The sequence below is a fragment of the Streptomyces sp. NPDC046303 genome, from assembly GCF_055588085.1.
Genome location: NZ_JBVJFA010000036.1, coordinates 25,858 through 39,411, shown reverse-complemented (window position 1 = coordinate 39,411; position 13,554 = coordinate 25,858). Strand labels below are relative to the sequence as shown.

10 protein-coding genes are annotated in these 13,554 nt (G+C 72.3%); 7 read left to right on the top strand and 3 right to left on the bottom strand.

The genetic code is table 11. The annotated features are described in order from the left end of the window. Positions 1-15: 15 nt before the first annotated feature. From ACZ6I1_RS29170 to ACZ6I1_RS29160, 3 genes are read left to right on the top strand one after another with little or no spacing between them, the layout of a single operon-like run. Positions 16-1,581: an alpha/beta fold hydrolase gene (locus tag ACZ6I1_RS29170; protein WP_469291879.1), complete on the top strand. Its 1,566-nt coding sequence runs from the start codon at positions 16-18 to the stop codon at positions 1,579-1,581. Between the two features lie 12 nt (positions 1,582-1,593). Then, a complete protein-coding gene (locus ACZ6I1_RS29165; RefSeq protein WP_469291878.1) occupies positions 1,594-3,168 on the top strand; it encodes an alpha/beta fold hydrolase in 1,575 nt (524 codons plus the stop codon). A 30-nt stretch (positions 3,169-3,198) separates the two neighbouring features. Then, complete coding sequence (locus ACZ6I1_RS29160) at positions 3,199-4,305, top strand: serine hydrolase domain-containing protein (RefSeq protein WP_469291877.1); 1,107 nt, start codon at positions 3,199-3,201, stop codon at positions 4,303-4,305. A gap of 101 nt (positions 4,306-4,406) precedes the next feature. On the opposite strand, the gene ACZ6I1_RS29155 is transcribed toward ACZ6I1_RS29160, so the two are convergent. Then, on the bottom strand, positions 4,407-4,865 hold the full coding sequence (locus tag ACZ6I1_RS29155) for an RICIN domain-containing protein (protein WP_469291876.1): 459 nt from the start codon (positions 4,863-4,865) through the stop codon (positions 4,407-4,409). A 161-nt stretch (positions 4,866-5,026) separates the two neighbouring features. Here ACZ6I1_RS29155 and ACZ6I1_RS29150 point away from each other — a divergent pair, with 161 nt between their 5' ends. Continuing rightward, positions 5,027-8,851 carry an nSTAND1 domain-containing NTPase gene (locus ACZ6I1_RS29150; protein ID WP_469291875.1) on the top strand — a complete coding sequence of 1,275 codons (3,825 nt, stop codon included), beginning with the start codon at positions 5,027-5,029 and terminating at the stop codon, positions 8,849-8,851. A 4-nt stretch (positions 8,852-8,855) separates the two neighbouring features. On the opposite strand, the gene ACZ6I1_RS29145 is transcribed toward ACZ6I1_RS29150, so the two are convergent. Then, positions 8,856-9,338: a hypothetical protein gene (locus tag ACZ6I1_RS29145; protein ID WP_469291909.1), complete on the bottom strand. Its 483-nt coding sequence runs from the start codon at positions 9,336-9,338 to the stop codon at positions 8,856-8,858. Between ACZ6I1_RS29145 and ACZ6I1_RS29140 the strand changes: the two genes are divergently transcribed. The 3 genes from ACZ6I1_RS29140 to ACZ6I1_RS29130 are packed head-to-tail and all read left to right on the top strand — an operon-like array spanning position 9,240 to position 11,938. After that, a complete protein-coding gene (locus ACZ6I1_RS29140) occupies positions 9,240-9,773 on the top strand; it encodes a helix-turn-helix domain-containing protein (protein ID WP_469291907.1) in 534 nt (177 codons plus the stop codon). The genes ACZ6I1_RS29145 and ACZ6I1_RS29140 overlap by 99 nt on opposite strands. Before the next feature lie 25 nt (positions 9,774-9,798). Continuing rightward, entirely contained in the window at positions 9,799-10,989 is a 1,191-nt protein-coding gene (locus ACZ6I1_RS29135; protein WP_469291874.1) for an NAD(P)/FAD-dependent oxidoreductase, read from the top strand. A 10-nt stretch (positions 10,990-10,999) separates the two neighbouring features. Then, positions 11,000-11,938: a sigma-70 family RNA polymerase sigma factor gene (locus ACZ6I1_RS29130; RefSeq protein ID WP_469291873.1), complete on the top strand. Its 939-nt coding sequence runs from the start codon at positions 11,000-11,002 to the stop codon at positions 11,936-11,938. Here the strand turns inward: ACZ6I1_RS29130 and ACZ6I1_RS29125 are convergent. Further along, positions 11,922-13,454 (bottom strand): hypothetical protein, encoded by a 1,533-nt coding sequence (locus ACZ6I1_RS29125; RefSeq protein WP_469291872.1) that lies wholly within the window; start codon positions 13,452-13,454, stop codon positions 11,922-11,924. The genes ACZ6I1_RS29130 and ACZ6I1_RS29125 overlap by 17 nt on opposite strands. Positions 13,455-13,554: the final 100 nt, after the last annotated feature.

Here is a 13,554-nt window from a genome sequence, read left to right as displayed (position 1 = left end):
GAGGAACGGGATCACATGGCACAGCACGGTTTCCCTTTCGTCGCGCCGGCCGCAGGGGCCGCTCTGGCCTTCCTGGCAGCCCTCGGCCCGACGCCGGCGGGCGCCGCACCACCGCACACCGGTATCCCCGGCCTCACCGGGCCCGGCCAGGCCGTCACGTCACGGTTCGTACCGGGGCCCTGCCCCAGGACACCCCAACCGATCGAAGCGCTGGCCACCGCCCGGTGCGGCGTACTGGAGGTCCCGGAGAACCGTGCCCGTCCCGACGGCCGGACGATCCGGCTGGCCGTGGCGGTCATCCCGCCCGTCTCGGCGAAGCCCGCCCAGGACCCCGTGGTGTTCATGGCGGGCGGCCCCGGTGGTGAGACGTTCGACGACATCCCGTACCTGGTCTCCTCCGGCCTGAACCGGGATCGCGAACTGATCGTCATGGCCCAGCGCGGCAACCTCTACGACACGCCCAACCTCGCCTGCCCGGAGCTGGACCGCTTCTACGCCCAGTCGGTGGGGCTCCCTTCCTACGCACCGCAGACGGCACGGCTCATGCGCGACGCGGTGAAGCAGTGCAAGGACCGCCTGACGGCCGACGGAACCGACCTGAGCGCATACAACAGCACCGAGAACGCGGCCGACTTCGCCGACCTGCGCACAGCACTGGGCATCAAGCAGTGGAACGTCTACGGCCACTCCTACGGCAGCAACCTCGCCCTGACCTTCCTGCGCCTGCACCCCGAGGGGATCCGCGCGGTGGCGCTCGACTCGGCCGCCCCCGCACCGTACGTCTCCCTGCCGTTCGCCTGGGCCAACGCCCGGGAGGGGCTCGACAACCTCTACAAGGCCTGCGCGGCCGAGCCCCGCTGCAAGAGCCGCTACCCGGACCTCGAGCGCACCCTGAACGAGCAGGTGCGCAAGCTGGAGGCCCGGCCCCTGACGCTGAACGTCAAGCCGCCGCAGGGCGGAGACCCGGTGAAGGTCGTCCTCGACGGCGGCGCCCTGGTGAACCTGCTGGTCGCCAAGGCGATCCCGTTCGCGGACGTCCCCGCGGCCATCGACGAACTCGGCCGCGGACGTCCCGAGCGCTTCGCCACGGCCCGCGCCGCCGGTTCGGTCCAGGTGACCGGCGAGACCGCGCACGGTCTGACGCAGTCGGTGGTGTGCAGCGAATGGGTGCCGGACCACCCGCCGTCCGACGTGCTGAAGGCGGGCCGCGAAGCGTTCCCCGCATGGCCGCGATCGGTCCAGGCCCAGGCGCCCCAACTCCCCTTCCAGGACGAGCTGTGCCGGATCTGGAACGTCCCGGACCGCACCGCGACCCAGCGGGTGCCCACACAGAGCGCGGTGCCGACGCTGTTCATCAACGGCACGTTCGACATGAAGACGGGGGCCAGCTGGGCGCCGAAGACGGCCCGTACGCTGTCCCACGCGACCACCGTGCAGGTGCCCGGGATCGGGCACTGGGTGGTCCCGCAGTCGCCCTGCGCCCAGAAGGTGCTGGCTTCCTTCCTCACCCGCCCGACCGCGCCCGACACCGGCTGCGTGGCGGGTCTCAAGTGGGAACCGTTCACGATCACCCCGAAGTGACGGGGAGGACAGATGACAGGGTCACACGTACGACGGTTGCGCACCGGATCGGCCACGGCGGCCACCGGGATGCTCCTGGCCGGTCTGCTCGCGGTGCCGGCGGGCGCGCAGGAGCCGACGCCCGGAGGGGCGACCGGCACGGTCGCCCGCACCGTGGGCGACGCCCGCTTCGAGCCCGGCCCCTGCCCGAAGACGGCGGACCCGGTCGCCGAACTCGAAGGGGCCCGCTGCGGAACGCTGACCGTGCCGGAGAACCGCACCAAGCCCGACAGCCGGAAGATCACCCTCGGTGTCGCGATCGTCGCGTCCGAGTCCGCCACACCGAAACCGGATCCGATCGTGTGGCTCGCCGGCGGACCGGGCGACGACGCCGTCGGCGAGGCGAAGATGGCGATCGGCGGCGGTCTCAACCGCGACCGTGACGTGATCTTCATGTCCCAGCGCGGCACCTACTCGGCCGACCCGGCACTCACCTGCCGCAACGTCGACGAGTTCAACGCGCGCGCGACCGGCCTCGTCTACGACGCGCCGTCCACCGAGCGCGAGCACGTCGCGGCCACGAAGGCCTGCCGCGACAAGCTGGCGGCGAGCGGAGCCGACCTCAGCGCCTACAACGACATCGAGAGCTCCGCCGACCTCGCGGACCTGCGCACCACACTCGGCCTGAAAGAGTGGAACGTGTACGGCATCTCCTACGGCACGCAGCTGGCGCTCGTCTACATGCGCCTGCACCCCGAGGGAATCCGCGCCGTGGGCATCGACGGCATCCTGCCGCCGTCCACGGGAGGGTCGGCCGTGACCTGGCGCGCCGCCAAGCAGGGTTTCGACGGCGTGTTCAAGGCCTGTGCCGAGCAGCCCGACTGCAACCGCCGCTATCCGAACCTGTCGGCCACCTTCGAACGGCTCGTCCGTGAACTCGAAGCGAAGCCCGTCACCACCACCGTCACGCTCCCCGACAGCGAGAAGCAGGTCAAGGTCGTCCTGGACGGCGGAGCCCTGGTCAACTGGATGACCGCCGCCACCCACGTGGCACCCCAGGTACCCCGCGCCCTCGACGAACTGGCCAACGGCAAACCCCAGCGGATCGCCCAGCAGTGGGCGGGCGGCAAGTACAGCCCCCAGGCCATCGGCCGGTTGTCCCACGGGCTCGTCTACGGCGTCTTCTGCAGCGAATGGACCCCGTACGAGACCCAGGCCGAAGCGCTCCGCGCCGGCAAGGAAACCTACCCCTCCTTCCCCGAATCGGTCCAGGCCCAGGCCCCGCTGCTCACCTTCCTGCGTCCGGACTGCGACGTCTGGAACGTCCCCGCGGCGCCCCCCTCCATCCGCGACGTCACGAAGAGCGACATCCCCACCCTCGCCATCTCGGGCGGGTTCGACGCGCAGACCGCGGCGGACAACGGGCCGTACGTGGCCCGGAGCCTGTCCCAAGCCACCGTCGTGACGATCCCCTACGTAGCGCACGTGGTCTTCGCCACGTCGAAGTGCGCCCAATCCATCACCGTCTCCTTCTTCGAGACCCCCACGGCCCCGAACACCGGCTGCCTGAAGGACCTCAAGCCCCCGAAGTTCGAGATCGCCCCTTGAGCCAACCCCCGCTCCGGTAAAGGAAAGAAGGTGGTGTCGGTGAACCGGATGGCGCTGATGTGCACCGCCGGGGGCGCCATGGCCGTGGTGGCACTGGCCGGTGTCTGCGGCCCGCAGGCGTACGCGGCCGGCGACGACCGTGAGAAGCGCAGTACGGAAGTCCTCCGGGAACTGGTGCCTTCCCCCGACGGCCCGGGCTGCGCCGCGGCGGTCGGCAGCCGCGGAAACGTCGTCTGGGAGGCGGGGAGAGGGAAGGCCGACCTGGCGACCGGGCGGGCCATCACGCCGGCGACCGTCTTCGACATGGCCTCGAACTCCAAGCAGTTCACGGCAGACGCCATCCTCCTGCTCGCCGGGCGGCAGCGCCTCGCGCTCAGCGACCCCCTGTCCGAGTTCCTCGACAACGCGCCCGACTGGACGCGACGCGTCACGCTGGCCGACCTCATGCACCACACGAGCGGCATCACCGACTACCAGGACCTGCTGGAGGACAAGGGCGTCGAAGTGACGGATCCGGCCGGCCAGCAGGACGCGATCAAGGCAGTCCTCGCCTCACAGCCGGAAGATCCGCCCGGCCGGCGCTTCTCCTACTCCAACTCCAACTACATCCTCCTGGCCCATGTCGTCGAAAAGGTCACCGGAAAGCCCTTCAAGACGTTCGTCCAGCAGGAGTTCTTCACCCCGCTGAACCTGCGCATGACGGTATCCCCGGCGGCAGACGTCCCCGGCAAGGCGAAGTCGTACGACGAGAAGGACGGCTCCTACACCCCGAACTCCTCCCCCTGGACCCAGTACGGAGACGGAGCCGTCCAAGCCACGGCCGGTGAACTCGTGCGCTGGGCCGACAACTACCGCACGGGCCGCATCGGTGGCACGCAGCTGCTCACCGGGGTGACGCAGGGAGCGGTCAGCGTCGGCGACGTCCTGCGCCGGCGCGGCATCGAAGAAGGCCGATATGGGGCCGGAATGCTCCTCCTGCCCGACAAGAGCCTCGTCCACCGCGGCGACTGGGAGCAGTTCCACAGCACCTTCAAGGTGAGCCCCGACCGCAATACCGCCGTCACCGTCGTGTGCAACACGGAATCACCCGACAACTTCCGCGCGGCAAACCAACTCCTGGACATCTGGGCCAAATAGAAGTGGTCCGGAGCACCCTGCTGATGCCGCAGGAGCAGCTGAGCGCGGCGGGACGGACGGAGACCCGGTCCGGCACGTGAGGTGCCGGACCGGGCCGGCGTTCAGAAGTCCCAGCTCTGGCTCCGCGCGCCGTTGCAGCTCCAGCTCACCAGGAGCTGCCCGTTCTCGGGCCGGCCGGCCAGGATGTCGAGGCACTTCCCGTTCACCCGGTTACGGATCTCGCCGCCGTTGCGGAACCACTTCTGGTGGAGACCGCCGTTGCAGTCCCACACGGCCACCGAGCCCTGGTCACCCAGATGGGGACCGTAGATCTCCAGGCACTTTCCGTTCATGGCGGAACGGATCTGCTCACCGTCCCACCGCCACTGCTGGTTGGTGTTGCCGGTGCAGTCCCACGTCACGGTCGAAGCGCCGTTCTCCTGATGGAACGCGAAGATGTCGGCGCACCTCCCGTTCAGGTGCGACTTCAGCAGCGGTGCCGCGGCGAATGCGGGCCCGCCCGTCAGGGTCGCCCCGGCCAGCAGCCCGGTGGCCGCCGCCAGCAGCATCAGTCGTCGCATGGACCTCATGGTTGTTTCTCCTTCGTGTCGCCGTGGCGCGGCTTGCGCCGGACCCTGTCTAGCCGCCGATCGTTGTCCGGCGCCGGAACGTGGATTCCGGACATCAAAAGCTGGACAAACACCACCCATCACGGCTGCGGAACGACGCAGAGAGGAAGGCCATGCCACGCCCCGAACGGCCGCTCGACCCCGACACCGGTCCGCTGACACGCTTCGCGGCCGACCTTCGGAAGCTGCGCGAGGCGGCGGGCCGGCCGCCCTATCGGGCACTGGCCACAAAGGCGCACTACTCGTCCACGACACTGTCCGACGCCGCGGGCGGGCACACGTTTCCCAGCCTTGCCGTCACGCTCGCCTACGTCGAGGCCTGCGAAGGGGACCGTCGCGCCTGGGAAACCCGATGGCATGCGGTCGCCGCCGAGCTCGCCGCGAGCGCGCAGGGCGCCGATCCCCGGGAACCCGGCGGGCAGAGCGCGCCCTACGCGGGGCTGTCGGCGTTCCAGCCGGAAGACGCCGACCGCTTCTTCGGCCGCGAGCGGCTGACCGGCGAGCTGCTCGCGAAGGTGCGTGACAGCCGGTTCCTGGCGGCCTTCGGGCCGTCCGGATCAGGGAAGTCCTCGCTGCTGCGGGCGGGGCTCGTCGCCCGCGCGCGGGCATCGGGACGGCCGGTGCTGCTGTTCACGCCGGGCCCGCACCCCGTGGAGGAGTGCGCCGTCCAGCTGGCCGCGGTGACCGGAGTGGCTCCCGGCGCCCTGGTGACCGAGCTGCTGGAGGATCCCGGGGCGCTGCACCTGCGGATCCGGCAGGCCGTGGTCGACCGTACGCCGGACATCGACGCGCTGATCGTGGTCGACCAGTTCGAGGAGGTCTTCACCCTCTGCGGGGACCGGGAGGAACGAGACGCGTTCATCGCCATGCTGATCGCGGCCACCGCGCCGGCGACCAGCCGGACCCGGGTGGTCCTCGGCGTCCGCGCCGATTTCTACGGCCACTGCGTCCAGGACCCGCGGCTGGTCGAGGCGATGCGCGACGCGCAGATCGCGGTCGGCCCGATGAGCAGCCAGGAGCTGCGCGAGGCCATCACCCGGCCGGCCGTGCTCGCCGACTGCACGGTGACCGGCCCGCTGCTGGCGGCCGTGGTCGCGGACGCGACCGGTCAGCCGGGTGCGCTCCCGCTCGTCTCGCACGCGATGGTCGAGACCTGGCGCCGCCGCAGCGGGAGCCGCCTGACCCTGGAGGGGTACCTGGCCGCCGGCGGCATCCAGCACGCGCTCGCGCAGACCGCCGAGGCCGCCTACCGGGCGCTGTCGCCGGTCCAGCAAGACCTCGCCAGATCGCTGTTCCTCCGGCTGACCGCGCTGGGCGACGGCACCGAGGACACCAGGCGCCGGATCACCAGGGACGAGCTGGACCCGAACCCCGACACCGCCTTCGTCCTCGAATCCCTCGCCCGGCAACGGCTGGTGACCCTGGACGAAGGGTGCGTCGACATCACCCACGAGGCGATCATCCGGTGCTGGCCGAGGCTCCGGGGCTGGCTGACCGAGGACCGGGACCGGCTGCTCCTGCACCGGCAGCTCACCGAAGCGACCGCCGACTGGGAGATGCACCACCGTGACCCGCACGCCTTGTACCGGGGTGCCCGCCTGGCCGCGGCACTGGACCTGGCCCACGCGGACGGCAGCCGGCTGACCTCCAAGGAGAGGCGCTTCCTCGAGGCGAGCCGGGAAGCGCAGGCCGGGGAGATGGCCGCGGTCCGGCGGCGGACGGTCCGCCTGCGGCAGCTGGTCACGCTGCTCACCGTCCTGGTGGTCATGGCGGCCACTGCGGGCGGCCTGGCCGTCGACTCGCGCGATGCCGCACTCCGGCAGCGCAACGTGGCCATCGCGCGCAAGGCCGCCGCGGACGCGGCCGATGTGCGCCAGCAGGACCCCTCGCTCGCCGCGCAGCTGAACTTGGCCGCGTACCGTCTGGCAGCCACCGGGGACGTGCGCGACCAGCTCATGAGCGCCTTCGCCACGCCGTATACGAGCCGGCTCACCGGCCACACCTCCGACGTGGTCTCGATCGCCGTGGACCCCGCGAGCACGGTCCTGGCCAGTGCGAGCTGGGACCGTACGGTCAGGCTGTGGGACATCGGGGACGCCCGTCACCCCGCACAGCTGGCCGTCGTGAACCAGCCGGAGCGGCTGAGGTCGGTGGCGTTCGCCGAGGGCGGCCGTGTCCTGGCCACGGCGGGGGAGCGCTCGGTACGGCTGTGGGACGTGGCGGACCGGCGCGCGCCCGCCGAGCTGAGCACGCTGCCGGATCAGCAAGCCGCGCCGACCTGGGTCGCGTACCGGCCGGGCGGCGTCCTCGCCACCGGCCACGCCGACGGGGCGGCGAGGCTGTGGAACGTGCACGACCCGCGCCGCCCGCGGCTGTCGGCCACCTTGCGGGGCCACGGCGCCACGGTCACCTCGGCGGCGTTCAGTCCGGACGGCCGCACGCTGGCGACCACCGGCGACACCACCATCCGGCTGTGGGACGTCAGCGACCCCGTCGAGCCGCTCCTCCTCGACGTCCTGCGCGGACACACCGACACGGTGACCTCGGCCGCCTTCAGCCCTGACGGCCGGCTGCTGGCGACCGGAAGCTGGGACCGCACCGCGCGGCTCTGGAACATCGCCACCAGTCCGCGGACGCGGCCACCGGCCGTCCTGCCCGTCCATCCTGCGATCGTCTGGTCGGTGGCGTTCAGCCCGGACGGCAGCACCCTTGTCTCGGTGGGCGGGACCACCCAGTTCTGGGATGTCGCCGCCCCGGCGAAGCCCAAACGGACCAGCACGGTCCAGGGCGGTTTCTACCAGGCCGCGTTCAGCCCGGACGGCCGCCTGCTCGCCAACTCCGACCGGCTCCTGGACCTGCGGGACCTGTCGCTGGGCACGCACGACGACGTGGTCACGTCCCTGGCGTACGAGCCGGGCGGCCACCTGCTCGCGAGCGGCAGCTGGGACGGTACCGCACGGCTGTGGAAGGTCACCGGCGGCGGCCGGGCCCTGTGGCCGCTGTCGGTCCTGAACGGGCACACCAAGTTCGTCCGGTGCGTGGCGTTCAGCCCCGACCGGCGCATCCTCGTCACCGCCGGCGAGGACACGACCGTCCGCGTCTGGGACGTGGCCGATCCCCGCCGACCGCGGCTGACATCGGTCCTCAGCCCGGGCGCCGGCGAAGTCGGCGGCGTGGGCTTCGGGCCGGGCGGCCGCCTGCTCGCCGTCTGGGCGCAGGGCAAGGCCGGACTGTGGGACCTGACCGATCCCGGCAGCCCCCGGCCGCTGGGCCGGATCGCCGAGGACGGGCCGGATGTCACAGCGGCCTCCTTCCGGCCGGACGGCCGCACGCTGGTGACGAGCAGCGGCGAGTCCGGTTCGCTGCGGTGGTGGGACATCAGGGATCCGCGCAGGCCCCGGGAACTGCCCTCCCCGTTCCGGTCCGACCCCCTGACCGGCGGCGTATTCAGTCCGGACGACCGCAGACTGGCGGCCTACCACCGAACGGACAAGACGGTCTGGCTGATTGACGTCAGCGACATCGGCCGCCCGGCGAAGGTGGGGGAGCTGCAGGCGTCCGGTTCCTGGATCTACACGCTGGCCTTCGCCGCGGACGGCCGCCGACTGGCAGCCGGGGCCGCGGACGGCAAGGCGCTGCTGTGGGACGTGGGCGATCCGGCCACCGGCACCACGCCCAACACTCCCGCCACGCACACCACTTCCCCTGCTCCCACCGTCCTGGCCGGCCACTCGAACCCCGTACCGGCCGTGGCGTTCAGCCCCGACGGCACTACCCTGGCCACCGGTGGCAACGACTTCACGCTCCGGCTGTGGGACACCGGCCTGGACAGGGTCGCCGCCCGCATCTGCGACAGCGCGTACCCCCGGATCACCAGAGGCCAGTGGGCCCAGCACTTCACGGCGATCGGCTTCGCCCCACCCTGCCCCGCCACATGACGACTCACGTCGCAGCGTTCGACCGGCTCGACGGATCCTGCTCCGAGGCCGGCGGCAGGTGCGTGGTGCGGTCCTGCCGCGCGGCTGCGCGCAGCGCTGCGATGACGGCCGTGGTCGTCGGGTTCGCGGTCTCGGTGCGCGGTGGCCTGACGGGGCAGGTCACGGTGAGCTGCGGATGGCGCGAGCCCAGTGCGGTCAGCGCGGGAGCCACGATCCGGGCGACGGTCGACGGCAACGCGCCGAGGGTGACGGCGGCGCCGACCGTGCCCTTGACCGCTGCGACGGCGCATTCCGCTTCCTCCAGGGCGGCGAGGATCCGATCGGCGTGTTCGAGGAGGACGCGGACCGCCTCCGTGAGTGCGACGGTTCGCCCGTCGGGACGCGGCAGATCGACTCCCACATCGTTCCGCAGCGCCGACGGCTGCGAGGCACCCGCCCCGGTGGCCAAGCGGTACAGGGCTTCCTCGGGCCCGGCCTGGTAAACCACGGGCCGGCTGGCGGGACGGCCCGTGATGCCGGCGCAGGAAGCCGCCGCCTGCTACGCACACGCCGTCCGGAATGGGGGCGCGCCCACATCCCCGCCGGCGTGGACGTGGAGCACGTCAACCGCCTGTCGCAGCAGCTGATCGACGCCGCCGACGCCGACGCCGACGCACTCCCGCTGTTCGCCGGCTGGCGCGCGCAGCCTCGCCCCGAGGACGACCCGGTCGGCGCGGCCATGCAGCGCGTCCACGTCCTGCGGGAACACCGCGGCGCGAGCCACTACGGATGGCAGGAGCCGCAGCCCGCTGCCGCGTCCCAGGTCCCGCCTGCGGCGCGCCGAGCGGCTCACCGACGTGCGCGGGCGTCGATCGGCTCGGTGACGCACGTCACCCCGACTCCTGTCAGCAACCGTGGCGCCGTCTCGTTCAAAGCGCAGTGAACGAGAACGAGACAGGAGCAACGCCATGAAGCACCGCATCGTCGTACTCGGAGCCGGATACGCCGGGGCCTTCGCCGCCGGGAACCTGGCCCGCCGGCTTTCCCCCGCCGACACCGAGATCACCGTCGTCAACGCCGTGCCCGACTTCGTCGAGCGGATGCGGCTCCACCAGCTCGCGAGCGGCCAGGACCTCGCGTTCCGCAAGCTCGACGACGTCTTCGCGGGAACCGGTGTACGGCTGCGCCTGGCACGCGTCACCGGCGTCGACCCCGAGCACAGGACCGTCGCCGTGACCGGCGAACACGGCGACGGCGAACTCGCGTACGACACGCTGCTCTACGCGCTCGGCAGCTCCCTGGCCCACCACGGCGTCCCCGGCGTGGCCGAGTACGCCTTCGACGTCACCGGACGCTCCGCGGCGCTATGGCTGCGCGAGCGCCTGGCCGGCCTGGGCGCGGGCGGCACCGTCCTGGTCGTCGGGGAGGGGCTGACCGGCATCGAGACCGCCACCGAGTTCGCCGAGTCCCGGCCTGACCTCTCGGTCCAGCTCGCCGCCCGCGGCGAGCTGGGCGCCTGGCTCTCCCCGAAGGCCCGCCGCCACCTGCGCCGGGCCTTCGACCGCCTCGGCATCACCGTCCACGAGCACACCCGCATCGAAGCCGTCGAGCCGACGCGGGCGATCGCCGCCGACGGCACCTCCCTTCCGGCCGACGTGACCGTCTGGTCGGCCGGGTTCGCCGTGCATCCCCTGGCGGCCGCCGGCGGCCTGGACGTCGCCGAGACCGGTCAGATCGTCGTCGACCGCACCATGCGCTCGGTCTCGCACCCGGACGTCTACGCGGCCGGTGACTGTGCCTACGCGATCGGCGACAACGGCCGGCCGCTGCCGATGTCCTGCGCCTCGGCCGGCGCCACCGCCATCCAGGCGACCGCCGCGATCATCGCGCGCCTGACGGGCAGCGAGGTCCCGCCGACCGGGCTGAAGTACCACGGCAACCACATCAGCCTCGGGCGGCGGGACGCGATCTTCCAGATGGTGGACGGGGACGCCCGCTCCACGTCCCGTTACCTGGGCGGCCGGACCGCCGCATGGGTCAAGTCGGGCGTGCTCAAGGGGGCCGGGTGGGGCATCGCCCACCCGACGTTCGGCATGCCGAAGCGCAGGCGCCGCCTGGCCGGCGCCCCGGACCGGGCCGGTGTGGACGTTGCCGCATAGCCTGTTCCGCATGGACAGCGAAGCCATCGATCGGTTCGAGGCCAGCCGGGGCCGGCTGGCCTCGCTCGCGTACCGACTGCTCGGCTCGGCCTCCGACGCCGAGGACGCCGTTCAGGACGCGTTCCTGCGCTGGCAGGCCGCGGACCGCGAACGGGTCGAGGTGCCGGAAGCATGGCTGACCAAGGTCGTCACCCATCTCTGCCTCGACCGGCTCCGCTCGGCGCAGGCGCGCCACGAGCGGGCGGCCGGTGCCTGGTTGCCGGAGCCGCTCCTCGAGGGCGACCCGATGCTCGGCCCGGCCGACACCTTCGCACAGCGCGAAGCGGTGTCCTTGGCGGTACTGACCCTCTTGGAGCGCCTCTCGCCCGTCGAACGGGCCGTCTACGTCCTGCGGGAGGCCTTCTCCTACCCCCACGCCGAGATCGCGGTGATCCTCGACATCACCGAGTCCGCGAGCCAGCAGCACGCCCACCGGGCCCGGATCCGGGTCGCCGCCGAACGCCGCCGCGGCGGCGAGACCGACCCCGCGTCCGCGCGCCGGGTCGTCGAGGAGTTCCTCGCCGCCGCCACGTCGGGGCGTATCGAACGGCTGGTGGCGCTGCTCACCGACGACGTGACGGCGGTCTCGGACGGCGCCGGCCTGGCCAGGCGCCTGCTGCGCTACACGACGCGCGAGCGTGTCGCCGCCTTCGTGCGGGCGGGCTTCAAGCCCACGCCGGCGAAGCGGCGGCTCGCCGGCGGCTCACTCGCGATGCACATCGCGCGGGTCAACGGCTCCCCGGCCGTCCTCGCCGTGGTCGACGGCCGGGTCGTGGGCGCCGTGGCCTTCGAGGTCAGCGGCGGCAAGGTCGCGTCCCTGTACGGCATCGCCGCCGCGGACCGGATCGTGCGGCTCAACGAGGCCTGGCGGCAGTGCGAACCGGCGGAGCCGGTCATCGGCGCATGGTGACCGGACCCACCGGCAGGCGGCGCAGGGCAAGGACCAGAACCGTCGCCGTGTACGCACACAGCACACCGATCCCGGCCCACCACGGGAGGGGGAAGTAGCCGGCGGAGGGCGCGTAGTGGGCGATGACCTGCGGATGGGCGATGAGGGTTTGCTGTGCGGCGAAGCCGGCCGCCGGAGTGACCCGCAGCAGCCACTGTGACAGGCCGTCGGGCAGCAGCGGCACGGCGGTCACGGCGTACGGAACCGCGATCGTCACGACGGCGACGAGGATCGCGAGCCGGCCGCGACGCAGTACGGCGCCGAGCGCGAGGGCGAGCACGGCCGCGAGGCCGAGCAGGGCGGCCGTGCCGACGACGACGCGCACCGCGGTGAACGGGGACACCCCGGCGACGAAGACCCCGTTCCCTTCGAGGACCGCCACGCCCGCGGGGAGCACGATGCCCGCGGCGAGGAGGCCGGTCGCGAACGTGACGGCGCCGACGACGACCGCCTTCGCCCCCAGCTCCCGGCGGGTGACCGGCAACGCGCTACCGCCCGCCGGATCGCGACGGTACCCGGAGGTGCCGAAGCGCACCGCGACCACGAGCACGATGAGCAACCCGGGGGTCAGGCCGACGAGGAGGCGTTCCACGGGACGGCCGCCCTCGGTGACGGCCGGCCCCACGTCGCCCGTGCCCGCGACCGTGACCGTGCCGTTCGCCCCGGCCACCGCCCCGGACGGTTGGTGGTACTTCTCCCAGTCGGTGGTGTTCATCTCGCCGATGGCATCGCTGCGCCAGTCCCCGCCGGAGGCCGTGCCCTCCAGGCCGATGCTGTCGAAGTCACCACCGGCCTGCGTGAAGCGCACCTCCGCCGTCGCGCCGCCGAGTCCGGCGGTCCGCAGGGTCAGGTCGCCGGGGGACGCGGCGAACAGGCCGACCTGCACGGTCTCCGGCAGCCCGGACAGCTTCGCCGTGCCGACCTCCACCCACCGCTCGCCGTCGGTGGATTCGTAGCCGGTGAGGGTGGGGCCCGACCGCGTCAGCCGCAGCCACAGCGGCGACTGCGGCGAGACCCGGCCCGCGCTGACCGCGCTGCCGGCGATGTCATGGCGGTAGTCGTACTGCATCCGCACGCCGTGGCTGCCGGTGAGCATCAGCGCCGCGTAGGAGGACCCTTGGCGGACACCGTCCTTGATCATGATTCCGGCCTTGGCCCACGGCACCAGACCCGCCACGATCTGGTCGTGGTGGGGTGGGGGATAGGTGATCGTGCCCGTCATGGACGTCATCCGGACGGTGATACTGCCGGTCTCCCCCAGGTCCCGATGGTGGAAGAAGGACCGGTCGGTGACGCGCGAACCGTCCGGCCCGATCGGGTCGGACGGGCACGGGCCGTCACAGGACGCGTGGCTGCCGGACGCGTGGAGCAGGCCGAGGGCGAGGACGGCCAGGGCCACGGCCGCCATCGCGACCATCCGGCCCGCGCGGCGGAACCCGGCCCACTCCTGCCGGAGCATTTCTGTGGTGGTGGTCATGGTCCGGTTCTACGCATGCGCCGATGACCTCGTCCGAACGGTCGCCGTCATACCGCTGTTAGGTGCGGCGCGGCATCCTGGGTGCGGGACACGGGCGGCG